Consider the following 26061-nt stretch of genomic DNA (forward strand, 5'->3'; position numbering starts at 1 on the left):
AGGCGGCGTGTCATGGGCACTTCCGGATTCAAGGTCCTCGCCATCGACGACAACGACTCCTTGCGCAAGGCGCTGGAGCTGTATGGCCACGTGAACGGCTGGGACACCCTGGCCCTGCAATCCACCTGGCCGCAGCTGAGGGACGTGGTGCGGACCCGGGCCTTCGAGCCCGATGCCGTGCTGCTCGACTACTCGACGAAAACCCTGCACGACATCGCGAAGTGGCTGCGCGAGAAGGGCTGGAATGACCGGACCCTGCTGATCAGCGGAGCCCACTTCCCTGACATCGTCCAGAAGACGGCCACCGAGCTGGCCTTTGCCGGCGCCTGGCTCAAGCCGCTGGCGCTCAGGGACTTGCCCAGCCTGATCGGACACAAGGCACCCGCTCCGGCGGCGCCGCCCTGTGCCGAGCCAGCGTCGCCACCGGCGCAGGTCAGCCTGGACGCGCTCGCGCACGAGCTCACGCCGAGCATCTCCATCCTGACGCCGGAGGGCGATGTGGTGCGCGCGTTCTCCACGCATGGCAATGACGAGAAGCTCGACCTCCAGGCCAAGCAGGACTTCTTCCAGCTCAAGGCCATGATCGATACGCCGGTGTCGGCGCAATCGGACGCGCCGCGCCGGACCCGCGCCGACTTCGTCGACTGGGATCCGTCGTCGAACCGCTGGGTGCACCTGCGCCTGTACCGCGCCGGCTCCTATTTCTGGCTGACCCGCGACGCGCTGGACGATCCGCTGCAGGCCGAGGAAATGGCCATGGCCACGCTGGCCGAGGAAGGCGCCCTGTCCGACCGGGTCCTCAGGCTGGCGCACCTGCTGCAGCAGCGGCGCGGCATCACGCGGGTGCGCTTCTACGAACTCGCGCAACTGCCCGACGACGCGGTGGGCGGCGAGCCCGACACCTGGACCATCCCCCGGGTCCAGCGCGGCGGCGGCTTTGCCGGAACGGCGGCGGCGTGGCTGGAGCAGTCGTTCATCCTCGACGAGGACACCAGCACCAACGAGTCGGGATGGAACCTGGTGGAGGTGTCCGACGCGCGGCAGCACCACCGGGAGCCGGGCAGGCATGGCGAGGCCGGCCAGGCGTGCGTGCAGGTCCGGTGGGGCAATGCGGAGACGCTGATGCAGTTCGTCGTCTGGGCGCCGGCGCCGAACGAGGCGGGCCAGCCGTCATCCAGGGAGCACGGGCCACCGCTGGCCCTGCTGGCCCTGGACCGCCGCACCGATCACCTGAACCGCGAGGACGAGAACCTGTCCGGCGACGACCTGCGCGAGCTGGTGAACGAAACCGCCGGCCGCACGCGCGCCATGCCGCTGACGCGCGAGGAGGGTGGGGGGCTGGCCCATGGGCTGCTGCGGGCTTCGGCCTCGCATGTCCGCGCGTGGATCCGCATGGAGCGCGAAGCCAGGAAGTCGCGCTGGAATGACGTGCTGACGGCCGAGATCATCTCGAAGGTGGGCCAGAACGTCGGCTCGCGGCGCGTGGGCAGCTCCCTCACGGCCTTCAGCGCGCTGTCGGACATCTGCGAACGCCTGCGCGGCCGGTGGGCCGAGCTCTGGGGAGCCGATGGCCAGGCGCCCACCGACTGGTACCTCGTCACCCTGGTCAACGACGACCAGTGGCAGGCGGTGGCCGGGTCCGGCCAGGCCTACACGGTGTTCCGCGAAGCCGGTCCGCTGGAGCTGGCCGGGCCCCACGCACATGCCGTGGCCAAGGCCCGCCAGGCCCTGCAGCGCGTGTCCGCGGACGGCTCGCCCCAGGTGCCGGAGCCGACGGTCTACCAGGACATCGATGGCCGGCTGGTCGATGAGCTCAAGCGCGCCCTGCCGCGCAGCAGTGTCACGCGGATCGCTGCCATGCTGGATGCGACGCGGACCTGGGTGGCGGTCCCCATGGTGTTCGATGGTGGCGCCAGTGCGCTGATGGTCCTGCACTTCGACGGGACCCACGCGATGCACAGCGTGAAGCTCGATCTCGTGGCGCATGCGGCCAAGCGCCTGCTGCCGCCGCTGCTGGTGGCCCTCAGCGAGGAGTTCCGCCGCGAGAACTGGACCTCGGCCGTCGTCCACGAGCTGAAGACCGACTCGCTGGCATTGCTGGGCTACCAGGAGGAATTCAAGGAACGTCATGGAGCGGTGGTCAAGCGTGACGAGGACCTGCGCCTGATCCAGCACCTGGCTGAAGGGCTGGCCGCCCTCGCGCAGGACTACTTGGCCGTCATGCACGAGCAGGTCGTGCCCTCGGACGACGACCGGTCGTCGGAGCTGAATGAAGTCTTCCGCGAAGCCCTGTGGCCGTGGCTGGCGTTCTACCGCCGCCACGCGGTGAAGCTGGCCTGGCAGCCCATCAGTCCGGACGACGTGGACACAGAGCGCATGCCGGCGCCGACGTGGTGGCCCGAGGCGCACCTGGTCCAGGCGCCGCAGTTCCGTCGCGTCCTGCGGGTTCTGCTGCACAACGCCTTCCGCCACGGCGCGGGGCAGGTGCGCATCAGCGGGCGATGGAAGACCTTGGGCGAGCGCCGCCTGTTCGTGCTGCTGGTCGTGAACTCGTGCAGGCTGGAAGACGCCCGCACCGCGCCGTCGGGGCTGCACACCTACGCCGCGCAGGTCAAGCCCACCCATGTCAGGCGCACGCTGGGCCTGGAGAACGCCTACCGGCTCGCGCGCGACGCAGGCGGCACGATCAATACACGGATCAAGGTGCAGGATGAAGCTGCAGGCAAGGCCATCTTCGCGGTGCAGTTGCGGTGGCCGGTGTTCTCGAGGGGGTTGTCCGTGGTTGCACAAAAGGAAGAGGCATGCCCATGAACATTCTGCTCTTGGATGACCAGGGAGAGTCCACGCTGCTCTACAAGCGCGTGCTGGACCGCGCCGGCCACGAGGCCATCGCCGTCCAGCATGTCGACGTGGCGCTGGGCAAGCTCGATCGTGTGGATCTGGTGCTGATCGACCTGATGATCCTGCCCGCCCCGGCGGTGATGCAGCGCGAGGCGGACATCGTGCAGGCGGGCTACCGCAATGCGGGCCAGGCGGAGATGGCGTCCGGCCAGGTCTTCGGCCTGTACCTGTGGGCCCGCCGGTCAAGCCTGAAGGTGCCGTACGGCTATGTCAGCAGCCACCCCGAGAAATGGCTGCGCAATCTCAAGGTCGATGACGACACGGAGTTCGCAGGCATGAGCGAGGCCGAGCGCAAGCAACTGGTGCTCGATCGCAATGCCTTGCGCAAGGTCTCGGCCCTGCCCGGACATTGCCAGCGCCTGGTCGACATCTGGAGGACACGGCAATGGCTGCAATGAAGCAGGTCTGGCATGACGCCGTGCGCCGGCGTGGTCCCGGCCCTCTCGAGTCGTTGGCCAGCCTGGGCGTGGGTTTCGTGCTGCCGTTGATGCTGTTTGCCGTGGTGGCCTTCGCCGCCGGGACGGACGGCACGGCGGCGATGGCCGGCATCGCGGTGGGGTGCCTCATCCTGGGCCTGTTCGCCCTGTTCGGCAACGTGGTGGAATGGCCGCGCGCCTTGCGGGCGATGTCCGCGGCCTTGACCCTGGCACTGGCCACTGCCTTGCTGGTGGGCACCTGGCAGCATGGCCGGGGCGAGGCGGCGCGGGCGGCAGCGTCCCATGCCGGGGCGGCGGCCGCTGCGGCATCCGCACCGGTTGCCGATGCAGGCAAGGAAGGCTCTGCGTTCGACGCCGGCAATGCGATCGCGGCCGTGCTGGCCGTGGTGCTCGCCGTGACCACCTTGCTGGCCACCAAGACGGCGACCGATGCCCGCGACGAGATCCGTACGCTCATGAACCAGCTCGCCGGCGAGCGCGAAAGCAAGATCCACCGGTGGGTGATCCAGAGCCGTGCGGCGCGGGTGCGCGCCACCTTGCTGGCCAGCCGCATCGACTCCCAGAGCCAGGCCGAGGCGGTGCTGCCCGATGACCACCTGCTGTACCGCGCGGCCGACGGCGTGCTGCGCGGCGCGGAGCGGATCTGCTCCTGCGTCGAAAGCCTGGACCAGCGGGACTTCGACCCCGAGGCGACCTTGCAGATGCTGGAGAACTGCAAGCTCGAGGCCCACAAGGCGATGGAGATGGTCCGCGGCGCGGACAGCGAGGACAAGGCGACCCTTCGGCACCTGCTGCGCCCCGCCGGCCTCGATCAACTGGCAGACCTCATCGACGAGGGCATCGACGTGATGCCGCCGGGCGGTGCAGGGCGTGCCGCCAGCACCGAGCAGCTGTGCGCGGCCATGCGGCAATACGCCCTGCGGCTGCGCCAGCTCGTCGATGTGCTGTGAAGGTGCTCAGGGCGCGGGCGAGGCCAGCGGCTTGCCCTTCTCCACCACGTACACGCCCACCAGCTTGATCGGCGCGTTGCTCACGTTGTGCGCGTCGTGCACCACCCCGGCGGGGATGAGGAAGGACTCGCCGGCCTTCACCGTGCGCGGCGGCTGGCCGTCGATGAGCAGCAGGGCTTCACCTTCCATCACGTAGCTGATCTCGTCGCCCGGGTGGGTGTGGCGGCCGGCCTTGGCGCCGGGCGCGACCTCGACGCGGGCCACCACCGCCTCGCGGCCTTCGATGGAGGTGTCCGCCTTGAGCACCAGCGTGCGGCTGAGGCCGCTGGCCTGGGCGTACAGCACGGTGGCGGTGCCCGCGAGCGCGAGGCCGATGACGGCGAGGGAGGCTTTGTGCAGGGTCTTCATGAGGGTGTCCTTGTTGTGGGTTCCCCTGGACGGAAGGCCCTGGGGACCGTCGCATCGTAGGCAGCGTGCGCCGTGCGTCCACCGTGAAAACGAGCACGCCGCCCGCAGGGCGGATTCGCCTGCGCGACACCGGGGGCGGGCCGCCCGGTGCATCATCGGCCGCCTCGGAAGACGAAGCTCCAGACATGACGCCAGACCTGCCCTTGCCTGCCGCCGCCGATCTCACGGCGAGACCGCCGCGCCCCGCCGCCACGCTGGTGCTGCTTCGCGACGGTGCGGATGGCGTGCAGGTGCTGCTGCTGCAACGTGCCGAGCGCGGCGACCACAACAGCGGTGCCTGGGTGTTTCCCGGCGGGCTGGTGGACAAGGCGGATGCGCTGCTGCATGGCTTGGTGGACGGGCTCACGCCCGCGCAGGCGGCGGACCAGTTGAAGCTGGCCGAGGGCGCGCTGGACTACGCCATCGCCGCCATGCGCGAATGCTTCGAGGAATGCGGCCTGCTGTTCGGCGTGGACGCCGAGACGGCTGCCTCGCTGGAGCCCTGGCGCGGCCCCATCCACCGCGGCGAGAAGACGCTGCTGGACCTGCACCGCGAGACCGGCGTGCGGCTGGACCTGCGCGAGGTTGCCTACCTCAGCCACTGGCTCACGCCGCTGGGCCGGGCCAAGCGCTTTGACACGCGTTTCTTCATTGCCGCCGCACCGCACGGGCAGGTGGCCCGCCACGACGGCACGGAGATGACCGCGCACCGCTGGATGCGCATCCCCGATGCCCTGGCCGAAGGCGACGCGCTCAAGCTGATGGGCCCGACGCGCGCCACCTTGATGTCGCTCGCGCACTTCAAGACGGTGGCCGAGGTGATGGCCTGGGCGCGCTCACCGCGCGAGGTGCCGCGCATCTTCCCGCGCATCGGCGAGGGCGCGCAGGGCCAGCGGCCGGTGATGCCCGACGAGCATGCCTGGGCCGAACTGGGCCGGCTCGATCCGCAGGGGCTGGGCACCGCCTGGTACGACATCGTGGCGGATCGTGCAGTGCGACTGTCACCGCGCATCATCCGGGTCACGGCCGGCAATGCGAGCGTGATGACGGGGCCGGGCACCAACAGCTATCTCGTGGGTGGCGGACCGCGCAACGAGTGGTCGGTGATCGATCCCGGCCCGGTGGACGAAGCCCATGTGCAGGCATTGGTCGCTGCCGCGCCGGGGCCGATCACCCGCATCCTCGTGACGCACACGCATTCGGACCATTCCCCGGCCTGCGTGGCCCTGAAGGCCGCGACGGGCGCGATCACGCTCGGCCGCATCGCCGATTTCGCCGACCGCCAGGACAAGACCTTCGTGCCCGACCAGCCGCTGCAAGGCGACGAGCGCATCGTGATCGACGACGGCACGACGCTGCGCGTGATCCACACGCCCGGCCATGCCTCCAACCACCTGTGCTATTTGCTGGAAGAGGAGAACACCCTCTTCACCGGCGACCATGTGATGCAAAGCAGCACCGTGGTCATCAACCCGCCGGACGGCGACATGGCGGCCTACGTGGCTTCGCTGCGCTCGCTCGCGCAGATGGACGGCATCGACTGGCTCGCGCCGGGCCACGGCTTCCTGATGGAGCAGCCACGCCGCGCCTTCGAATGGATCGTGCGGCATCGCCTGCAGCGCGAGGCCAAGGTGCTGGAAGCCTTGCAGGCCGGCGGCCCGGCCGATGCGGATCAACTGCTTGCCCAGGTCTACGACGACGTCACGCCCAGGCTGCATGCGATCGCCATGCGCTCGCTGCTGGCGCATCTGTACAAGCTGCGCGGCGAAGGCCGCGCGGTGGAAGAAAACGGCCGGTGGCGAGTCATCGCCACCGGCCCTCAAGAGGCGGCGGTCAGCCGCGCGAGTGCGTGACGCCGCCGTCCACCACCAGAGTCGTTCCCACCACGTAGTCACCGGCACGCGAGGCGAGGTAGATCGCCGCGCCCGCCATGTCGTCGTCCTGCCCGATGCGGCCCGCGGGGATGTGTGCCGACACCTCGCCCGCATGGTCGCGCGCGGCGCGGTTCATCTCCGACGCGAAGGCGCCCGGGGCGATGGCGTTGACGATGATGTTGTCCTGCACCAGCCGCAGCGCCATGCGGCGCGTGAGGTGGATGAGGCCGGCCTTGCTGGCCGCGTAGGAATAGGTCTCCATCGGGTTCACCGACACGCCGTCGATGGAGGCGATGTTGATGACCTTGGCCGGCCGGAATTCGGCCGCGCGGCGCAGCACGCCGCTCAGCGCCTGCGTGAGGAAGAAGGGCGTCTTCAGGTTGAGGTCCACCACCTTGTCCCAGCCGCTTTCGGGGAACTCGTCATACGGTGCGCCCCAGGCGGCGCCGGCGTTGTTGACGAGGATGTCCAGCGAGCCCTCGTGCTTTTCATAAGCCGCGACCAGCGACTTCACGCCGTCCAGGGTGGACACATCCGCGGGCAGCGACACGCAGTGGCCGAACTCCGACAGCTCCTTGGCGGTCTGGTTGCAGGCGTCGGCCTTGCGCGCCGAGATGTAGACGCGCGCGCCGGCGGCCACGAAGCCGGCGGCGATCATGCGGCCGATGCCGCGCGATCCACCGGTGATGAGGGCGGTGCGGCCCTGGATGGAAAACAGCTCGTTCATTCAAGTCTCCGGATCGAGGCAGATGCCGGAGGCTATCGAAGGCAGCGTGGTGCGACAGTCGCCTAGGCGCCAAGTTCGGTGGAAATCCCCATGGCTTCGAACTGGGGCGCGTACTGCGCCGCGGTCCAGCGAAGGGGCAGCGTGCCTGCGCGCCACAGTGCCTCGTCGATGTGCACCTGCAGCAGGCGCTGCGCACCGGGGAATGCCGCGATTTGCGCCTCGTCCCACACGATGGCGGCGCTGCCCGTGGCCTGCAGCACATCGCCAGTGGACGGGTCGAAGAAGAACAGGCCCGCGCGCGGATTCGCAGCGATGTTGCCCAGCGTGTTGAACATGAAGTTGCCGCGGTAGTCGGGCAGCGTCAGCGTGGTGCGCGATGTCGCCGGGTTGACATCGATGCGCACGAAGCCGGGCGGTCCGCCGCGGTGCGAGACGTCCACGCCCTGCGCGCCGGCATGCCCTTGGGGCCGGGCCGATGCGGTGGCGATGAAGAGGGTGTCGCTGTGGCGGATCAGTGCCAGCGCTTCCTGGTGCAAGGCAGGGCTGAGCCTCACCGGCGGGGGGCCTTCGGCATCCACCCAACTCGGTTGGCGGGCCTGGATGTACTGCGGGCAGTTGCCGAAGCTCTGGTCCACCACCACCGTGAAGCCGGACGCATCCATCTGCTCGACCGTGCCGTTCATGCGGTTGCGTCGCCGCGTGTGCGGTTCGATGCCCAGCAGGCCCAGCGGCACGTCCACCGCCAGATGATCGGCCAGCGGATCACCGGGCAGCGGCGTGGTGTTCAAGCGCAGGTGGCGGTCGTCCGGTGCATGGATGAAGCCCGGCGCACCGACCACCATCGACGCCCACGGCCGGCCGTGCGCATCCAGGCTGCCCACCAGCATCATGGGCAGCTTCTGGAACAGCTCGCGGTGCTGCTCGGGCATGGCGGTGCGCATCACCCGCGAGCCCACCTCCGCCATGCGTTCGTGGACCCCCACGCGCATCTGCACCGCGATTTCTCCGGCATGGAAGGGCGCGTCCATGCGTCAGGCCGGTGTCGCTTGCAGGGCGGGCCGGCGCTGCATGCTCACGTAGCCGGGCAGGGCCTCGATGCGCGCGAGCCAGGCGCGCAGCGTGGGGTAGGGCTCCAGCGAGTTGCCGCCTTCGGGGGCGTGCGAGGTGTAGCTGTACAGCGCGATGTCGGCGATGGTGGGGTGGTTGCCCACGAAGAATGGCCGGTCCCGCAGGTGCGCTTCCATGCGCGAGAACAGCGCCTTGGTGATCTCCGGCCCGCGCGGATCGGCCGGCGCGTTGAAGATGACCGCGGCGCGGGCTCGGGCCGGGCCGAGCACGAGCTGGCCTGCAGCCACCGAGAGCCAGCGCTGGATCTGCGCGGCCAGCACCGGGTCGCGCGGCAGCCAGCGGCCGCTGTCGTCATAGCGCAGCGCGAGGTAGGTGAGGATGGCGTTGCTGTCGGGGATGGTGACATCGCCGTCCTCGATCACCGGTACTTGCGCGAAGAGGTTGCGCTGGAGGTACTCGGGCGTCCGCTGCTCGCCTTGCGCCAGGTCGACCTCGATCTTCTCGAAGGGCAGGCCCAGCAGCGAGAGGAACAGCTCGGCGCGGTGGGCATGGCCGGACAGGCTGAAGGTGTACAGGCGGATCGGTTGGGTCGGTCTTGTCATGGCGGTCTTGTCGTGCGTTGAAGGGCCAGGCGCAAACATAGCGGCGGGCGGCGCGCAACAGAAGCGTCATGACCGACACTTCACTCTTACGCCAGGTGGAATGACAAGGAATGGACCGATTCGACGCCATGCGCATCTTCGTTGCCGTGGCCGACGCGAAGGGCTTCGCGCCGGCAGCACGGCAACTGGGCCTGTCGGCGCCCGCCGTGAGCCGCGCCATCGTGGCGTTGGAGGAGCACGTGGGCGCGCAGCTGCTGCGGCGCACGACACGCAACGTGGCGCTCACCGACGTGGGCGAGCGGTATCACGCGGATTGCAAGCGCATCCTGTCGGAGGTTCAGGACGCGGAAGCCTCGGCCGGCGGTGCGCACACCCTGCCGCAGGGACAGCTGTCGATCACCGCGCCCCAGCAGTTCGGCCGCATGCATGTGGCGCCGCTGGTGCTGGACTTCCTCGCCGCGCACCCGCAGGTGAACATCCGCAGCCACTTCGCCGACCACATCGTGCACCTGTTCGAGGAAGGCTACGACGCGGCGGTGCGCATCGCCCATCTGCCCGATTCGGGGCTGACCGCCGTGGGCGTGGGGCACGTGCGGCGGGTGATGGTGGCGTCGCCGCAATACCTGGCCGAACGTGGCGTGCCGCGCACGCCGGCGGACCTGCAGCGGCACGAGGGCATCGGCTTCGTGATGAACGGCGGCGGTGTCGCGCCCTGGACCTTGTACCCACCGGGCAGCAAGCACAAACGCGAACGGCTGATCGCGCAGCCGCGCATGCAGCTCACGGTCAACATGGGCGAGATCGGCATCGCCGCCGCGCTGGCCGGACGTGGCCTGACGCGGGCCTTGTCCTACCAGATCGCCGACCATGTGAAGGCCGGCCGGCTGCGCATCGTCATGGAAGACCACGAGCCGCTGCCGATCCCGGTGCAGGTGGTCTATGTGGATGGACGCAAGGCGGCGGCGAAGGTCAAGGCCTTCGTGGACTTTGCGGTGGACCGGCTGCGGGCGCAGCCGGTGCTCAATGGCACGTTCGAATGGCCGGGCGATTGACTACATGCTGCGCCGATACTGCCCGCCCACCTCGAACAGCGCCGACGTGATCTGCCCGAGCGAGCACACCCGCACCGCTTCCACCAGCACCTCGAACACGTTGCGGTTGTCGATCACCGCCTGCTGAAGTTTCTTGAGCATGGCGCTCGCCTGGCCGGCGTTGCGCTGCTGGAAGTCGGCCAGGCGCTTGAGCTGCGACTGCTTCTCGTCGTCGGTTGATCGCGCCAGCTCGATGTGCTCCGGCACCGGGTCGCCATGCGGGTTGCGGAAGGTGTTCACGCCGATGATGGGGTACTCGCCGGTGTGCTTGAGCATCTCGTAGTGCATGCTCTCTTCCTGGATCTGCCCGCGCTGGTAGCCGGTCTCCATCGCGCCCAGCACGCCGCCGCGCTCGGCGATCTTCTCGAACTCCTTGAGCACGGCTTCTTCCACCAGTTCGGTCAGCTCATCGATGATGAACGCGCCCTGGTTGGGGTTCTCGTTCTTCGCCAGGCCCCACTCGCGGTTGATGATGAGCTGGATGGCCATCGCGCGGCGCACGCTGTCTTCGGTGGGCGTGGTGATGGCTTCGTCGAAGGCGTTGGTGTGCAGCGAGTTGCAGTTGTCGTAGATCGCGATCAGCGCCTGCAGCGTGGTGCGGATGTCGTTGAACTGGATCTCCTGCGCATGCAGTGAACGGCCGCTCGTCTGCACGTGGTACTTGAGCTTTTGCGAGCGTTCGTTCGCGCCGTACTTGTCGCGCATGGCCACCGCCCAGATGCGGCGTGCCACGCGGCCCAGCACGGTGTACTCCGGGTCCATGCCGTTGCTGAAGAAGAAGCTCAGGTTGGGCGCGAAGTCGTCGATGTGCATGCCGCGCGCGAGATAGGCCTCCACGAAGGTGAAGCCGTTGCTCAGCGTGAAGGCCAGTTGCGAGATCGGGTTCGCACCCGCTTCGGCGATGTGATAGCCGCTGATGCTCACCGAGTAGAAGTTGCGCACCTGGTGGTGCACGAAGTACTCGGCGATGTCGCCCATCACCTTCAGCGAGAACTCGGTGGAGAAGATGCAGGTGTTCTGGCCCTGGTCTTCCTTGAGGATGTCCGCCTGCACCGTGCCGCGCACGTTCTGCTTCACCCACGCGGCGATCTTCTGCGTTTCGTCATCCGTCGGCTCGCGGCCGTTGTCGGCCTTGAACTTGTCCACCTGCTGGTCGATCGCGGTGTTCATGAACATCGCGAGGATGGTGGGTGCCGGGCCGTTGATGGTCATCGACACCGAGGTGCTGGGGTTGCACAGGTCGAAGCCGCCGTACAGCACCTTCATGTCGTCCAGCGTGGCGATGCTCACGCCGGAGTTGCCCACCTTGCCGTAGATGTCGGGGCGGATGGCGGGGTCGTTGCCGTACAGCGTGACGCTGTCGAAGGCGGTGGACAGGCGCTTGGCCGGCATGCCTTCGCTGAGCAGCTTGAAGCGGCGGTTGGTGCGGAAGGCATCGCCTTCGCCGGCGAACATGCGGGTCGGGTCCTCGCCCTCGCGCTTGAAGGCGAAGGTGCCGGCGGTGTAGGGGAAGCTGCCGGGCACGTTGTCCAGCAGCAGCCACTTGAGTACCTCACCGTCGTCCTCGTACTGCGGCAGCGCGACCTTGCGGATCTTGTTGCCCGACAGCGTGGTGTGCGTGAGCGCCGTGCGGATCTCCTTGTCGCGGATCTTCACCACGTACTCGTCGCCCGCGTACGACTTCTGCATCTGCGGCCACATGGCGAGCAGCTTCTTCGCATGCGCATCGAGCTGCGACTCGCGTTCGCGGGCAAGTTCATCGAGCGACGCCAGCGCATCGGCGGGCTTGCCGCTGGCCTTGAGCATGCGCGCGCTCTCGCGCAACTGCTGCGCCTGCCGCGCCACGCGGGCCTGCTCGCGCGAGTGCTGCTTGTAGCCGCGCACGGTGTCGGCAATCTCGGCCAGGTAGCGCACCCGCGCACCGGGCACGATGGGCACCTGGTGCGTGCTGTGGCGCGTGGCCACGGCCGGCAGCCGGCTCTCGCGCGTGTGCAGGCCCAGCTCGCGCAGGCGCGGCAGCAGGGACTGGTACAAGGCCGTCACGCCGTCGTCGTTGAACCGGCTGGCCATGGTGCCGAACACCGGCATCTCGTCGGGCTTTTTCTTCCAGGCTTCCTTGTTGCGCTGCACCTGCTTGGCCACGTCGCGCAGCGCGTCCATCGCGCCCTTGCGGTCGAACTTGTTGATGGCCACGAACTCGGCGAAGTCCAGCATGTCGATCTTCTCGAGCTGGCTGGCCGCGCCGTACTCGGGCGTCATCACGTACATGGGCACGTCCACCAGCGGCACGATGGCCGCGTCGCCCTGGCCGATGCCCGAGGTCTCCACCACGATGAGGTCGAAGCCCGCCACCTTGCAGGCCGCGAGCACGTCGGGCAGGGCCTGGCTGATCTCGCTGCCGAAGTCGCGCGTGGCCAGGCTGCGCATGAACACGCGCTGGCCCTGGCTCCACGGTGCGATGGCGTTCATGCGGATTCGGTCGCCCAGCAGCGCGCCCCCGCTCTTGCGCCGCGACGGATCGATGCTGATGACGGCGATGCGCAGCGCATCGTCCTGGTCCAGCCGGATGCGGCGGATCAGCTCGTCGGTCAGCGAGGACTTGCCCGCGCCGCCCGTGCCGGTGATGCCGACGACCGGCGTTTTCACCTTCTTCGCCTCGGCATGCAGCGTCGCCTTCAGCGCGTCGGAGGCCTTGCCGTTCTCCAGCGCGGTGATGAGCTGCGCCAGCGCGCGCCAGTTGGCTTCCGACTGGCCGCGCACTGCAGCGAGGTCCTTCGGCGAGTGCGCCGAGAGGTCATGGTCGCAGCGCATGACCATCTCGCCGATCATGCCCTGCAGGCCCATGCGCTGCCCGTCTTCTGGGCTGTAGATGCGCGCCACGCCGTAGCCCTGCAGCTCGGAGATCTCCGCCGGCACGATCACGCCGCCGCCGCCGCCGAACACCTGGATGTGCTCGCCGCCGCGTGCCTTCAGCAAGTCCACCATGTACTTGAAATACTCGACGTGCCCGCCCTGGTAGGAGCTGATCGCGATGCCCTGCACGTCCTCCTGCAGCGCAGCCGTCACCACCTCGTCGACCGAGCGGTTGTGCCCGAGGTGGATCACCTCCGCGCCCATGCTCTGCAGGATGCGCCGCATGATGTTGATGGCCGCGTCGTGCCCGTCGAACAGCGAGGCCGCGGTGACGAAGCGCACCTTCTGCGTGGGACGGTATTCAGCGAGCGCCTTGAATTCGGCGGACAGGTCGGTCATGCGGGGGTCTCCTGCTTATTCGACGACGATGTGAGCGAGGGACGGATCGCCCGGCGGGTAGCGGAGGTTCAGTCCTTCGAGGGCCTGCTTGACCACGGTGGCGATCATCAGGTTGCGATGGGTCTTGGAGTCGGCGGGCACGATGGTCCACGGCGCCCAGGGCGTGCCCGTGGCGGCGATGGCGTAGGAGTAGGCCTGCTGGTAGGAGTCCCACTGCTTGCGGGCATCGAGGTCGCCGCCTTCGAACTTCCAGTGCTTGTTCGGGTCGCGCAGGCGCTCCTGCAGGCGAGCGCGCTGCTCGTCCTTGGAGATGTGCAGCATGAACTTCAGGATGACCGTGCCGGTTTCGGTCAGCATGCGCTCGAAGTCGTTGATCTGGGCGTAGCGCTGCAGCGTTTCCGTCTTGCCGATCTGGCCCTTGACCACCGGCACCAGCACGTCTTCGTAGTGGCTGCGGTTGAAGATGACCACCTCGCCGCAGGCGGGAATGCGCTGGTGGATGCGCCAGAGGTAGTCGCGGGCGCGGGCCTCGTCGTTGGGCGCCTTCCAGCCCACCGTCTGGACGCCCAAAGCGCTCATCTGGCCGAACACGCCGCGGATGGTGCCGTCCTTGCCGCTGGTGTCGGTACCTTGCAATACCACGAGCAGCTTGAAGCGGCGGTCGGCGTAGAAGAGGTCCTGCAGGCCGTCCAGGTCCTGGGCCAGCTTGGCCACCACGGCCTTGTCGCGTGTCTTGTCCCCGGACGAAAACGGCTTGTCCCCCGGGTCGAAATCAGACAAAGAGAAACGCTTCGCACCACGCTTGAGCGCGGTGCGGTGCTGGTAGGCGCCGAGGTCGGGAGATCGTGCGGTGCGTGCCAAGAGGACTCCTTGATGGGGCGGAGTTTAATTGACGTATACGTCAATTGGCGCAGTGTATCCCGCCTGTCCTGCATCCAGTGCGGTCTGCCACGGAATGCACGAAATCCGGCGCCATGCTGCTGGTGGCGGCTTGTGTTCTGGAAGCGTTTTCGCGTCAAAATCCCCACGTTGGGAGCAGCCGCGGTGGCCAACCCGTCCATGGACGGCTGCGAATCTAGGAGGCTTCCGTGGCGACCCCACCCATCCCTGTCAAGACCGCCGAAGGCCAGAGCGAGCTCACGAGCCGCCAGCGCCGTTTGACGCAACGCCAGCGCACCGTGCTGCTGCTGGTCGATGGCCGACGCAGCGAGGCCGAAGTGCGGTCCATGGCCGTGAAGGCCGGCGCCACCGAGAGCTGCTTCGGCGAGCTGATGGACATGGGGCTCATTGCGGTGCCGGCCGTGTCGGCGTTGCCCGGCCAGCCGCCGGCAGCGCCCGTGCCGCCGGCCCAGCCCAATCCGGACCACATGGCGACCATTCCCATCCCCCGGCCGGAGCCCGCGCCGGAGGACGACAGCGTGCACGTGGACATTCCGCTGGAGCCGCCCAAGCCGGCGGACAAGAAGGCGTCGGCCCTGCCCGAGCAGATCCATCTGCACGACGAGACCGAATCCATCTTGCCGGCGGCACGCACCCTGCACCCGGAATCGATCATGACCGACTCGGTGCTGAGCCAGCAGCGCATTCCCGATTCCGATTTCGATGACTTCGAAGCCGCCCGCAGCGGCGATTCGTCGCTGGAGGAAGCGCGCGGCATCCTGATGCGCGCGGTGAAGGCCGAGGCGCCGCTCACCGGCTCGCTCACCATGATGCGCCTGCGCCGGGCCCGCACTCGCACTGAGCTGGCGGAACTCATCGACGAGGTCGAGTCGCGCATCATCAAGCCGTACCGGTCGCTTGCCGCACAACAGGTGCTGCGCCGCGCCCGCTACCTTCTAGATGCCCGCACCAATCCCCTCGCCGCGAGCTGACAGGCACAATCGCGGCCGATGAGCTTTCTCGCGATCGACGTCGGCAACACCCGTCTGAAGTGGGCGCAGTACGCGTCGCCGCAGCCCGGCGCCGCGTTGCTGGCGCACGGTGCGGTGTTCCTGGAAACCATCGACGACCTGGCCGAGCAGGACTGGAAACAGCTGGGCCCACCCAGCAGCATGCTGGGCAGCATCGTCGCCGGCGAAGGCGTGAAGCGTCGCGTCGAGGAACAACTGGAGATCTGGGACATCGCCCCGCGCTGGGTGGTGTCGTCGCCGCATGCCGCGGGCGTCACCAACGGCTATGACCACCCCAACCGGCTGGGCACCGACCGCTGGGTGGCGCTGATCGGCGCCTGGCACCGGGTGCTGGCCACCGGCAAACCGCGGCCTGCGCTGGTGGTCATGGTCGGTACCGCCGTGACGGTGGATGCGCTGGACGAGACCGGCAAGTTCCTGGGGGGCCTCATCATCCCGGGCTTCGGCCTGATGCTGCGGGCGCTGGAGATGGGCACGGCCGGGCTGAAGGCCCCGACCGGCGACGTGCGCGACTTTCCGACCAACACCAGCGATGCGCTGATGAGCGGCGGCGCGCATTCGATTGCCGGCGCGGTGGAGCGCATGCACCGGCGCCTGCTGAAGAAGACCGGCCAGGAGCCGGTGCTGCTGATGAGCGGCGGCGCGGCGGTGAAGCTCGCGCCGATCACCGATCTGCCGTTCGAGACGGTGGATACGCTGATCTTCGAAGGACTGCTGGCGCTGCAATCGCATCGCCTGGCGCTTTGACTTACAGGATGTAGCGCGACAAGTCCTCGTCCTTGGACAGTTCGCCCAGCTTGGCGTCCACTTCTGCCGCACCCAGCGCCACCGTCTGCCCACCCAGGTTGGGCGCGTCGAAGCTCACCTCATCCAGCAGCCGCTCCATCACCGTCGACAGCCTCCGCGCACCGATGTTCTCGGTGCGCTCGTTCACGTCGCAGGCGATCTGCGCGATGCGGCGGATGCCGTCTGGCTTGAGCTCCAGCGTGACCCCTTCGGTGGCCAGCAGCGCCTGGTATTGCTTCACCAGGCTCGCATGCGTCTGCGTGAGGATGGCCTCGAAGTCGTCCACGCTCAGCGAGCCCAGCTCGACGCGGATCGGAAAGCGCCCCTGCAGCTCGGGAATCAGGTCGCTCGGCTTGCTCAGGTGGAACGCACCTGACGCGATGAAGAGGATGTGGTCCGTCTTCACGATGCCGTACTTGGTGTTCACCGCCGTGCCTTCCACCAGCGGCAGCAGGTCGCGCTGCACGCCCTGGCGCGAGACCTCGGCGCCGCTGCCTTCGGAGCGCGAGGTCACCTTGTCGATCTCGTCGATGAACACGATGCCGTTCTGCTCGGCGTTGGCGAGTGCCGCAGTCCGGATCTCTTCCTCGTTCACCAGCTTGGCGGCTTCCTCTTCGATCAGCACCTTGAAGGCCTCGGCGATCTTCATCTTGCGCAGCTTGCGCTTGCCGCCGCCCATGTTGGCGAACATGCCGCGCAACTGCTCGGCCATGTCTTCCATGCCGGCCGGGCCCATGATCTCCAGGGCAGGCTTGGTGTCGGCCACCTCGATCTCGACGTCCTTGTCGTCCAGCACGCCTTCTCGAAGCCGCTTGCGCATCACCTGCCGCGCGGTGTTGTCCGGCGACTGCGTGGTCATGCCGAACTCGCTGCGCGCGGGCGGCACGAGGATGTCGAGGATGCGGTCTTCGGCCGCGTCTTCAGCGCGCGTGCGCTGGCGCCGCATCGCGCTCTCGCGCTCCTGCTTGACGGCCATGTCCAGCAGGTCGCGCACGATGGAGTCCACGTCCTTGCCGACGTAGCCCACCTCGGTGAACTTGGTGGCTTCCACCTTGATGAAGGGCGCGTCGGCCAGCTTGGCCAGGCGCCGCGCGATCTCGGTCTTGCCCACGCCGGTGGGGCCGATCATCAGGATGTTCTTGGGCGTGATCTCGCCGCGCAGCTTGTCGTCCACCTGCTGGCGGCGCCAGCGGTTGCGCAAGGCAATGGCCACCGCGCGCTTGGCGTCGCGCTGGCCCACGATGTGGCGGTCGAGTTCGGAGACGATCTCTTGCGGGGTCATGCTCGATTTCATGTCAGGACCCCAGGGTCTCGATGGTGTGGTTCTGGTTGGTATAGATGCACAGGTCGCCAGCGATCTCCAGGGACTTCTTGACGATGTCCGCCGGTGCCAGGGCGGTGTGCTCGTACAGCGCACGGGCCGCGGCCTGTGCATACGAGCCGCCCGAACCGATGGCCACGATGCCGTGCTCGGGTTCGAGCACGTCGCCGTTGCCGGTGATGATGAGCGAGGCGTCCTTGTCGGCCACGGCCAGCATGGCTTCCAGCCGGCGCAGCACGCGGTCGGTGCGCCAGTCCTTGGTGAGCTCGATGGCCGCGCGCACGAGGTGGCCCTGGTGCTTTTCCAGCTTGGCCTCGAAGCGCTCGAAGAGGGTGAAGGCGTCGGCGGTGGCGCCTGCGAAGCCGGCCAGCACCTGGTCGCGGTACAGCTTGCGCACCTTGCGGGCGGAGGCCTTGACGACGACGTTGCCGAGGGTGACTTGTCCGTCACCACCCAACGCGACGATGTTGCCGCGACGCACGCTCAGGATGGTCGTGCCGTGGTAGTTTTCCATGGGAGCTATCTGCAGTGGAGGAGCGGCATTTCAAGGCCGCGATGCCCACAGCATAGGCCCTGTTCGCACGGGGATGTCACCACGCCCGAGGGGCGTGGAGGGTCAGACTGTGCGGACCTTGACCTTGGCGTGCTCGGTGATGCCCATGGCCCCGAAGAACAGCGCCACGAGCCGCTGCGCTTCCACGAAGCCCACCGTGCGGTTCTCGGTGCGGCGTGCCAGCACCCAGTTCAGCAGGTCGCCCGCGGCGATGAAGTCCACGCGGATCAGCTTGGAGCACGACACGTTGACGATGGCCGCGCCACCGAGCTGGTCGTTGAGCTTCTTCAGCGTCGGGCCGATGTCGCCCACCAGCTGGCCGGACAGCTCCACGCTGGCCACCTGCACCATGTTGGGCTCTTCGATGAGCTGCGATTCCACGAAGCTCGTGGACACCTCGCTCACCACCGACAGGCCCGGCGAATGCGTGCTGTGCTCAGGCCCGCTGATGCGCACCTGGCATTTGGCGGGCTCCCACGACGGCGGCGAGACCTCGTAGGTCACGCAGTAGTCGATGGCGGCCTCGTCGAAGGCATCGGGCCGGTTGGTCATGCGCAGCGCGTCCAGGCGCAGCTGCCAGTAGGCGGGGTCGGCGTCGCGCACGCCGGTGGGCGCGCTGTCGACCAGCACCGCCAGCAGCCGCTCGCCGTTGAGCCAGCGCATGTCCAGCTTCTGGCCGATCCAGGTGCGGAACAGCTCGCTCATCCGCGCACAGGCCTCAGGGTCGATGAGGCGCATGTTGCCCCAGTCGAACACCCAGGGCAGGGGCATCTGCAGGGTCTGCGAGCGCAGCTTGGCGACGGTTTCTGCGTCGACCACCTCGGGGCAGATCCAGCCCACCTGACCATCGGGCCGGGGCACTGGCGGCGCATTGGACGCACGCGGCTTGTTCTCTTCCGCCAGGGCGGCTTCGGCCACCAGCTGCGGCATGGAGAACCACTGCGGCGCCGACCAGCCGAACTGCTGGGCGTAGTCGACCGCCAGGGCCTCGAACTTGTTGTGCTGGCCGATGGCGCGGTACAGGTCGAACAGCACCAGCCAGGTCTCGGCGTGCTGCGCGCGGCTGCCGCCCGGCGAGGTGAGGCTCGACAGGGACTGCTCGCACAGCTCGAAATCGGCGTTGGCGAAGGCGATGACGGCTTCGTCCAGCTCCGGATCGTGGGCCACCTCGCTCACCTCGACGGCAAACGGGTTGGCAAAGTCGGCGGAATTGGTGTCCAGGTTCAGCGGCGAGAGCGGGGACATGCCCGGACTCATCACTGCTGCGGCCGGCGCAGCCGCCAGCTTGCCGCGCTCGCTGGGCACGCCGGTGTCGACCACCCGGCCACCGTCGGGCGCCGCATTGAACGGCGCGTGGGCGCTCTGGCGGGCGGCCGGCGTCGGCTCCATGGGCACCGGCTGGGTGCGGGCGTTGTAGAACTCGGGGGAGCGGCGCTGCGAGCCGTGGTAGCCGCCGTCGCCCACCATCTGCTGCTCGATCTCGTCGATCTTGGCCTTGACGCCCACGTCCTGCTTGGCGCCGCTGTCGATGCGGGCTTCGGAGTCGTCGATCTTCGAGGAGCCGCCCAGGGCGGCGAGCTGCTCGCTGGACAGGCCTTCGCGGCGCACCTTGCGCAGCATGTCGAACTCGCGCTTGCGCACGAAGTCGTTGCGCCGCTTGCGCTCGATCATCGCCTTGAGTTCCGACTTGGCGAACTCGGTCTCCCGCGCTTCGGCCGAAGGCGGTTCCAGGTCGCTCCATTCGGTGGCCGGGTTGGCCACGAACTTCACGACTTTGCGGAAGAAACTCGTCGTGTCTTTGGGGTCCGCCATGTCAGGGTACTGCGGCTTCGATGTGGGCGACTACTCAGTCGCCGAACATCTTCTGCTTGAGCTCTCGGCGCTGCTGTGCTTCCAGTGACAGTGTAGCGGTGGGGCGGGCGATCAGACGGCCCAGTCCGATCGGTTCGCCGGTTTCGTCACAGAAACCGTAGTCGCCGGCGTCGATGCGTGCCAGGGACTGCGAGATCTTCTTGAGCAGCTTGCGCTCCCGATCGCGTGTGCGAAGTTCGAGCGCGTGTTCTTCCTCGATCGTGGCGCGGTCGGCCGGGTCCGGGACGATGGAGGTGTCTTCGCGCAGGTGCTCGGTGGTCTCGCCGGCGTTGGACAGGAGGTCGTCCTTCAGGACCTGCAGCTTGGCCCGGAAGAAGTCCAGCTGCTTTTCGTTCATGTATTCGCTGTCAGGCATGGCGAGGAGTTCGGCCTCGGTCAGGTCACGGCCTGCCTTTGTCTTCCATGCGTTGGCCAGCTTCGGGTCGGCCTTGTGTGCTTGCTTGGGGATGTCCACTGCGAGGTTGTTCATCTGTCGGGTTGGGGGCCTGGGCGGAGCGAACCGGTCGGCGAATCGGGAGGTCGGGGGAGGGAGAGGGGCTGTTGCCGGAGGTTCTGCTGCCGCTTTGGAGGATCTTTTCGGTGCTGCCGCGGCGGTGACGCTGGCCAGTTCGGGTTCCGCGTGTTTGTGTGCGGGCGCCGGTTTGGGGGGAGGCGGTGGCATGGGCGCCGGCTTGGCCGCCGCTACGGGCTTGGCGGCCTTGGCCGGTTCGTGGTGTGCCGCCGGTTTCGCTGCCTTGGGCGCCGGCTTGGCCGGGGCTGCAGGGGCTGCCTTCGGGGCCGCTTTTGCCGGCGCCGTTTTCGCTGCAGGCTTGGTCGCCTTGGCCGCCGGCGTTTTCGCCGCTGGCTTCTTGGCGCTTGCTTGCTTTGCTGCCGGTGTCTTGCTCACAGGAGTCTCCTCGCTACGGCGGTTATACCCGCTCTGTCCACGATGTTTTCAGCACCGGGGCGAATTTGGGCGCCGCGGATTGTAGCCACGTTGTTTTGAGGCCGCTGGGGCCTTTTTCCGCTGGGAAACCCTGTCAGTTGAAACACCGGCAATCCGTCTCGATACAGAGGGGTCCGGCTCAGGCCAGGCATTGCTCCAGGCCCTGCAGGAACACATCCTTGGGCAAATCGATACCAATGAACACCATCTTGCTGGTCTTCTTCTCGCCGGGCGCCCACTTCGGGCCCAGGTCGCTGCCCATCAGCTGGTGCACGCCCTGGAAGATCACCTTCTTGTCGGTGCCCTTCATGTTCAGCACGCCTTTGTAGCGCAGCAGCTTCGGGCCGTAAACCTGCACGATGGCGCCCAGGAAGTCTTCCAGCTTGGCCGGGTTGAACGGCCGGTCGGAGCGGAAGACGAAGCTCTTCACGTCGTCGTCGTGGGCGTGGTGGTGCGGGTGGTCGCAATGCTCGCCGTGATCGTGGTCATGGTCGTGATCGTGGGCATGCCCATGGTGGTGGCCGTGGTCGTCGGCGTTCAGGAAGTCCGGGTCGATCTCCAGCTTGGCGTTCAGGTTGAAGCCGCGCAGGTCGAACACCTCGGAGATGGCCACCTCGCCGAAGTTCACCCGGCGCTGCGGCGCGCGCGGGTTCATGTGCTTGACGCGGTGGGCCAGGTCCTCGACCTCCTCGTCGTTCACGAGGTCGGCCTTGCTGATGAAGATCTGGTCGGCGAAGCCCACCTGGCGGCGCGCTTCCTGACGCTCGTCGAGCTGGCCCTGTCCGTGCTTGGCGTCCACCAGCGTCAGGATGCTGTCCAGCAAGTAGCTCTCGGCCACCTCGTCATCCATGAAGAAGGTCTGGGCGACGGGGCCGGGGTCGGCCAGGCCGGTGGTCTCGATCACCACGCGGTCGAAGTCCAGCTCGCCCTTGCGGCGCTTCTCGGCCAGGTCGGTCAGCGTGGTGCGCAGGTCTTCGCGGATGGTGCAGCACACGCAGCCGTTGTTGAGCTGGATGATCTGCTCCTTGGTGTCCTGCACCAGGATCTCGTTGTCGATGTTCTCGTCGCCGAATTCGTTCTCGATGACGGCAATCTTCTGGCCGTGGGCCTCGGTGAGCACCCGCTTCAGCAGCGTGGTCTTGCCCGAGCCGAGGAAGCCGGTGAGGATGGTGGCAGGAATGAGGGCCATGGTTCGTGTCCTGATCAGGGGTGCCAGCCCAGATATGGGCGCAGGCACGGGAAACAACCCGCCAAGCTAGCACACTTGGGAAATCCTGTTGGGTTAAGCTGGCGCTCCCCTCACTGCTCGCCCTGGTGCGATGTCCGATCCCCATTCCGGTCACGGCGGCCGCGCCCGACATGGCGAAAAGCCGCCTGCCCACGCCGACAAGCGCAATCTCTTCCAGCGGCTCGTCGAGTTCGTCCACCCCGGCCCCGACTCCACCGACGAGCTGATCGAGACACTGGCGGACGCGGAGGACCGCGAGCTCATCGCCCCCGAGTCGCGCATGATGCTCGAAGGCGTGATCCGCATGGCCGGCATGACGGCCGGCGACGTGATGGTGGCCGCCCCGCGCATGGACCTGCTGGACATCGAGGCGCCCTACGAAGACGTGCTGCACCTGGTGATCGGCACCGGCCACTCGCGCTTCCCGGTCTATGAAGGCCAGCGCGACAACATCATCGGCATCCTGATGGCGAAGGACCTGCTCAAGCTGCAGCGCTCGCCTGACCTGAACCTGCGCACGCTTTTGCGCCCCACGGTGTTCGTGCCCGAATCCAAGGGCCTGAACGAACTCCTGCGCGACTTCCGCTCCAACCGCAACCACCTGGCCCTGGTCATCGACGAGTTCGGCTCCACCGCCGGCCTCATCACCATCGAGGACGTGCTGGAGGAGATCGTCGGCGAGATCGAGGACGAGTTCGACGAGAAGGGCGGCGACACCAGCAGCGTCTACACACTGGCCGACGGCAGCCACCGCGTGGCCGGCGACGCGCCCATTGCCTCGGTGAACGAGGCCTTTGCCGCCTCGCTGCCCGAGGCCGACTTCGACACCATCGGCGGACTGGTCGCGCACGAGATGGGCCGCGTGCCCCGGCGCGACGAGGCCCTCACGCTGGGCGGCCTGCTGTTCACGGTGATGCTGACCCGCGGCGGCGCGGTGCGCTGGTTCAAGGTGATCCGAGCGCCCGAGGAAGCCCTGGGCAGCGACGGCGCCTGATGGCAGGCCCCCGACCGCCCCGGCTGCCCCTGCGGCCGCTCACGCTGCCCTTCGACGTCATCGCCGCGGCGGCCTTCGGGGCGCTGCAGACGCTCGCCTTCGTCTACACCGAGGCCTGGTGGCTGCAACTGCTGGGTGCGGCCTGGCTGGCCTGGCGCGGGTCGGTCACTTCGCCCGGACGTGCAGGTCTGGTCGGCTGGCTGTACGGCACGGCCTGGATGGCCACTGGCACCTTCTGGCTCTTCATCAGCATGAACCGCTACGGCGGCCTGCCGGCCTGGATGGCCGCGCTGGCGGTGCTCGCGCTGGCCGGCTTCGTCTCCCTCTACCTGGCCGCGGCGATGGCGGCGTTCTCGCGCTGGCGCATGGGCGGTCCGGCCTGCAACAGCCTGCTGTTCGGGGCGGTGTGGCTGTTGGCGGAGCTGGCGCGAGGGGTGATCTTCACCGGCTTTCCCTGGCTGGCCTCCGGCTATGCCCACGTCGACGGGCCGCTGGCGGCGCTGGCGCCTTTCGTCGGCGTGTATGGCCTGGGTGCGGTGGGTGCGGCCCTGGCGGCCTGGACGGCGCTGGCCTTCACCCGCACGCGGCTACGCTACCTCGGGCTGGCCGGTGCGGCCGCGGCGCTGGTGCTGTGCGCGCTCGTGCAGCCGGCCCTCACCTTCACCCAGCCCACGGGCACGCTGTCGGTGACGCTGCTGCAAGGCGACATCCCGCAGGACGAGAAGTTCGCCACCGAGCACCAGGGCGAGGCGTTGCGGTGGCATGTGGAGACCATGGCTGCCGCCCAGGGCGACCTCGTCATCGCGCCTGAAACCGCGGTGCCCTTCCTGCCGCAGCAACTGCCCGACGGCTTCTGGGACCAACTGCGCCAGCGCTACGCCACCGGCCCGACCCATGCCTTGTTCGGCGTGCCGCTGGGCGACGAACAGGCCGGCTACACCAACTCCGCCGTCGGCCTCGCGCCTGGTGCGAAGGAGCCATACACCTACGCCAAGCACCACCTCGTGCCCTTCGGCGAGTTCATTCCCAAGGGGTTTCGCTGGTTCACCCAGATGATGAACATCCCCCTGGGTGACTTCAACCGCGGGGCGCTGAACGCGCCATCGTTCGTGGTGAAGACCGAGCGGGTCGCGCCCAACATCTGCTACGAGGACTTGTTCGGCGAGGAGCTGGCCGCGCGTTTTGCCGACCCGGCCGGGGCGCCCACGATGATGGCCAACATCAGCAACATCGGCTGGTTCGGCGAGACCATCGCGGTGGAACAGCACCTGAACATCTCGCGCATGCGCTCGCTGGAATTCGAGCGGGCCATGCTGCGCGCCACCAACACCGGCGCCACCGTGATCATCGACCATCGCGGCCACGTGACGAATTCGCTCAAGCCCTTCACCCGCGGCGTGCTCGAAGGGCCCGTCCAGGGCCGCCAGGGCACCACGCCCTTCGCCTGGTGGGCCTCGCGCTGGAGCCTGTGGCCGCTGGCGCTGCTGGGTGCGGCCGTCACGGCGGGCTTCATCGTCCTGCGGCGCAGGTTATGACGCGAGCCGCGCTGCCCACCCTCGGCGGCGCGATGGCCGCGCTGTCGGTGGCCACCGATTTCGCGATGGCCCAGTCGGCCCACTTCGGCATGCGCTCCTGCGCTCTGGCGGTGCGCCTGGCCGACATCATGGGCTGGCCCGTGCAGCAACAGCGGCAGGCATATTTCCAGGCACTGTTGCGCTACATCGGCTGCAATCCGGAGAGCGAGGTCATCGCCTCCGTGGTGGGCGACGAGATGGCGATGCGGCGCGACTTCGCCGGCATGGACACTGCCGACCGCCACGCCGTCGGCGCGCTGGTGGTGCGGCGGCTGCGCGAAACCTACGCCAACCTGCCGGCCTGGCGCCTCGCCGGCAAGCTGGTGGGCACGCTGCTCACCGCCGAGAAGACCATGGCCGGCATCTTCAGCGGCCACTGCGAAGTGGGCCAGCGGCTGGCCACGCGCATCGGCTTCGACGGCGACACGGTGCAGGCCATCGGCCAGCTCTATGAGCGCTGGGATGGCCGTGGCCAGCCCGGACGTGTGCGCGGCGAGCAGGTGTCGCCGGCGGCCTTGCTGGTCAGCCTGTCGCAGGACGTCGTCGTGCACCACGACGCAGGCGGTGTGGAGGCGGCCGTGGCCATGGTCAGGCAGCGGCGCGGCAAGGCCTTTTCGCCGGCCATGGCCGATGCGTTCCTTGGGCATGCGGCGTCGGTGCTCTGCGGCATCGATGCGCTGCCCGAGGGCGTGCTGGTGGACGTGCCCGGCGGCGACGAACCACTGGATGAGGCGCGCTTCGATGCCATCTGCGAAGCCATGGCCGATTTCGTCGACATCAAGACGCCATGGACGCTCTCGCATTCCAGCGGCGTGGCGACGCTGGCCCACGGTGCGGCGCGCTCGCTGGGCCTGCCTGCGCAAGAAGCCACGCTGCTTCGCCGCGCCGCCTTGCTGCACGACCTGGGCAAGGTGGGCGTCTCGGCCGCGGTGTGGTGCAAGCCCGCAGGCCTGTCGCCGCCCGAGCGCGAGCAGGTGCGGCTGCATGCCTACTACACCGAACGCATTCTTTCGAGTTCGCCGGCCTTCGCGCCGCTGGCCGAGGTGGCCAGCCTGACGCACGACCGGCTGGACGGCAGCGGGTACTTCCGCCGGCCGCCGGCGTCGGGGCTGCCCGTGGCGGCACGCATCCTTGCCGCGGCGGACCACTACCACGCGCTGATCGAGGTTCGTCCACATCGGCCGGCGTTCACGCGCGCCGATGCGGCCCGCGACCTGTTGGCCGAGGCGGGCGCCGGACGACTGGACCCGCGTGCCTGCGAAGCGGTGCTGGACGCGGCGGGCCATGCGGCTGCGCCCAAGCCTCGCGGCTCCTCGCTCACCGAGCGCGAGATCGAGGTGCTGCGCACGCTCGCCCGCGGCCATTCGATGAAGGCCATCGCCCGCGAGCTGGGCATCGCGCCGAAGACGGTGGACCACCACCTCCAGCGCATCTACTCGAAGGTGGGGGTGAGCACGCGGGCCGGGGCCACGCTGTATGCGATGGAGCAGGGCTTCACGTCGGCCCTGCATTGATCCGGCCATCGGGAATCTTCCCGACGCCGCGCCGC

At 68.2% G+C, this 26061-nt stretch carries 21 protein-coding genes; 10 read left to right on the forward strand and 11 right to left on the reverse strand.

The window, feature by feature from the left end; genetic code table 11:
- The first annotated feature begins 12 nt into the window (after window positions 1-12).
- The 3 genes from DZC73_RS17795 to DZC73_RS17805 are packed head-to-tail and all read left to right on the forward strand — an operon-like array spanning window position 13 to window position 4288.
- The gene (locus DZC73_RS17795) at window positions 13-2811 is read left to right on the forward strand and encodes an ATP-binding protein (protein ID WP_124541717.1); all 2799 of its coding nucleotides are present in this window, start codon (window positions 13-15) and stop codon (window positions 2809-2811) included.
- Window positions 2808-3299, forward strand: coding sequence for a response regulator (locus DZC73_RS17800; protein WP_124541718.1), 492 nt, complete (start codon window positions 2808-2810; stop codon window positions 3297-3299). Before DZC73_RS17795 ends, DZC73_RS17800 begins: the two co-directional genes overlap by 4 nt.
- The gene (locus DZC73_RS17805) at window positions 3287-4288 is read left to right on the forward strand and encodes a hypothetical protein (RefSeq protein WP_124541719.1); all 1002 of its coding nucleotides are present in this window, start codon (window positions 3287-3289) and stop codon (window positions 4286-4288) included. Before DZC73_RS17800 ends, DZC73_RS17805 begins: the two co-directional genes overlap by 13 nt.
- Before the next feature lie 6 nt (window positions 4289-4294).
- On the opposite strand, the gene DZC73_RS17810 is transcribed toward DZC73_RS17805, so the two are convergent.
- A complete protein-coding gene (locus tag DZC73_RS17810) occupies window positions 4295-4696 on the reverse strand; it encodes a cupin domain-containing protein (RefSeq protein WP_124541720.1) in 402 nt (133 codons plus the stop codon).
- Between the two features lie 185 nt (window positions 4697-4881).
- On the opposite strand from DZC73_RS17810, the gene DZC73_RS17815 reads away from it, so the two are divergent.
- Window positions 4882-6588, forward strand: coding sequence for an MBL fold metallo-hydrolase (locus DZC73_RS17815; RefSeq protein WP_124541721.1), 1707 nt, complete (start codon window positions 4882-4884; stop codon window positions 6586-6588).
- Here the strand turns inward: DZC73_RS17815 and DZC73_RS17820 are convergent.
- The 3 genes from DZC73_RS17820 to DZC73_RS17830 form a co-directional block, all read right to left on the reverse strand.
- The gene (locus DZC73_RS17820) at window positions 6569-7336 is read right to left on the reverse strand and encodes an SDR family oxidoreductase (protein WP_124541722.1); all 768 of its coding nucleotides are present in this window, start codon (window positions 7334-7336) and stop codon (window positions 6569-6571) included. The two genes, DZC73_RS17815 and DZC73_RS17820, sit on opposite strands and share 20 nt — an antisense overlap.
- 62 nt (window positions 7337-7398) lie before the next feature.
- Complete coding sequence (locus DZC73_RS17825) at window positions 7399-8364, reverse strand: pyridoxamine 5'-phosphate oxidase family protein (RefSeq protein ID WP_124541723.1); 966 nt, start codon at window positions 8362-8364, stop codon at window positions 7399-7401.
- Window positions 8365-8367: 3 nt separating this feature from the next.
- A complete protein-coding gene (locus tag DZC73_RS17830; protein ID WP_124541724.1) occupies window positions 8368-9006 on the reverse strand; it encodes a glutathione S-transferase family protein in 639 nt (212 codons plus the stop codon).
- 110 nt (window positions 9007-9116) lie between these two features.
- On the opposite strand from DZC73_RS17830, the gene DZC73_RS17835 reads away from it, so the two are divergent.
- Window positions 9117-10058, forward strand: a complete 942-nt coding sequence (locus tag DZC73_RS17835; protein WP_124541725.1) for a LysR family transcriptional regulator — start codon at window positions 9117-9119, stop codon at window positions 10056-10058.
- Here the strand turns inward: DZC73_RS17835 and icmF are convergent, their stop codons facing one another.
- The gene (gene icmF, locus DZC73_RS17840; protein WP_124541726.1) at window positions 10059-13349 is read right to left on the reverse strand and encodes a fused isobutyryl-CoA mutase/GTPase IcmF; all 3291 of its coding nucleotides are present in this window, start codon (window positions 13347-13349) and stop codon (window positions 10059-10061) included. It lies immediately after the preceding gene.
- Between the two features lie 15 nt (window positions 13350-13364).
- Window positions 13365-14210: a PPK2 family polyphosphate kinase gene (locus tag DZC73_RS17845; RefSeq protein ID WP_124541727.1), complete on the reverse strand. Its 846-nt coding sequence runs from the start codon at window positions 14208-14210 to the stop codon at window positions 13365-13367.
- A gap of 227 nt (window positions 14211-14437) precedes the next feature.
- On the opposite strand from DZC73_RS17845, the gene DZC73_RS17850 reads away from it, so the two are divergent.
- Together DZC73_RS17850 and DZC73_RS17855 are read left to right on the forward strand one after the other, a co-directional pair.
- Complete coding sequence (locus DZC73_RS17850) at window positions 14438-15220, forward strand: hypothetical protein (RefSeq protein WP_124541728.1); 783 nt, start codon at window positions 14438-14440, stop codon at window positions 15218-15220.
- A gap of 18 nt (window positions 15221-15238) precedes the next feature.
- Entirely contained in the window at window positions 15239-16006 is a 768-nt protein-coding gene (locus DZC73_RS17855) for a type III pantothenate kinase (protein WP_124541729.1), read from the forward strand.
- Between the two features lies 1 nt (window position 16007).
- Here DZC73_RS17855 and hslU read toward each other — a convergent pair whose 3' ends face one another.
- The 5 genes from hslU to DZC73_RS17880 all read right to left on the reverse strand — a co-directional run bounded on the left by hslU (window position 16008) and on the right by DZC73_RS17880 (window position 21905).
- The gene (hslU, locus tag DZC73_RS17860) at window positions 16008-17327 is read right to left on the reverse strand and encodes an ATP-dependent protease ATPase subunit HslU (protein WP_198414888.1); all 1320 of its coding nucleotides are present in this window, start codon (window positions 17325-17327) and stop codon (window positions 16008-16010) included.
- Between the two features lie 13 nt (window positions 17328-17340).
- Window positions 17341-17880, reverse strand: a complete 540-nt coding sequence (gene hslV / locus DZC73_RS17865; protein WP_124541731.1) for an ATP-dependent protease subunit HslV — start codon at window positions 17878-17880, stop codon at window positions 17341-17343.
- A 102-nt stretch (window positions 17881-17982) separates the two neighbouring features.
- Window positions 17983-19731 (reverse strand): hypothetical protein, encoded by a 1749-nt coding sequence (locus tag DZC73_RS17870; protein ID WP_124541732.1) that lies wholly within the window; start codon window positions 19729-19731, stop codon window positions 17983-17985.
- Window positions 19732-19765: 34 nt separating this feature from the next.
- Window positions 19766-20677 (reverse strand): RNA polymerase-binding protein DksA, encoded by a 912-nt coding sequence (dksA, locus tag DZC73_RS17875; RefSeq protein WP_124541733.1) that lies wholly within the window; start codon window positions 20675-20677, stop codon window positions 19766-19768.
- Between the two features lie 178 nt (window positions 20678-20855).
- Entirely contained in the window at window positions 20856-21905 is a 1050-nt protein-coding gene (locus DZC73_RS17880) for a CobW family GTP-binding protein (protein WP_124541734.1), read from the reverse strand.
- Window positions 21906-22035: 130 nt separating this feature from the next.
- Between DZC73_RS17880 and DZC73_RS17885 the strand changes: the two genes are divergently transcribed.
- The 3 genes from DZC73_RS17885 to DZC73_RS17895 are packed head-to-tail and all read left to right on the forward strand — an operon-like array spanning window position 22036 to window position 26026.
- Entirely contained in the window at window positions 22036-22938 is a 903-nt protein-coding gene (locus tag DZC73_RS17885; protein ID WP_124541735.1) for an HlyC/CorC family transporter, read from the forward strand.
- On the forward strand, window positions 22938-24473 hold the full coding sequence (gene lnt / locus DZC73_RS17890) for an apolipoprotein N-acyltransferase (protein WP_124541736.1): 1536 nt from the start codon (window positions 22938-22940) through the stop codon (window positions 24471-24473). The genes DZC73_RS17885 and lnt overlap by 1 nt, the downstream gene beginning before the upstream one ends.
- Window positions 24470-26026 (forward strand): HD domain-containing phosphohydrolase, encoded by a 1557-nt coding sequence (locus DZC73_RS17895; protein WP_124541737.1) that lies wholly within the window; start codon window positions 24470-24472, stop codon window positions 26024-26026. Before lnt ends, DZC73_RS17895 begins: the two co-directional genes overlap by 4 nt.
- Window positions 26027-26061: the final 35 nt, after the last annotated feature.

The organism is Rhizobacter terrae (assembly GCF_003852895.1).
GTDB classification, from domain to species: domain Bacteria; phylum Pseudomonadota; class Gammaproteobacteria; order Burkholderiales; family Burkholderiaceae_C; genus Albitalea; species Albitalea terrae.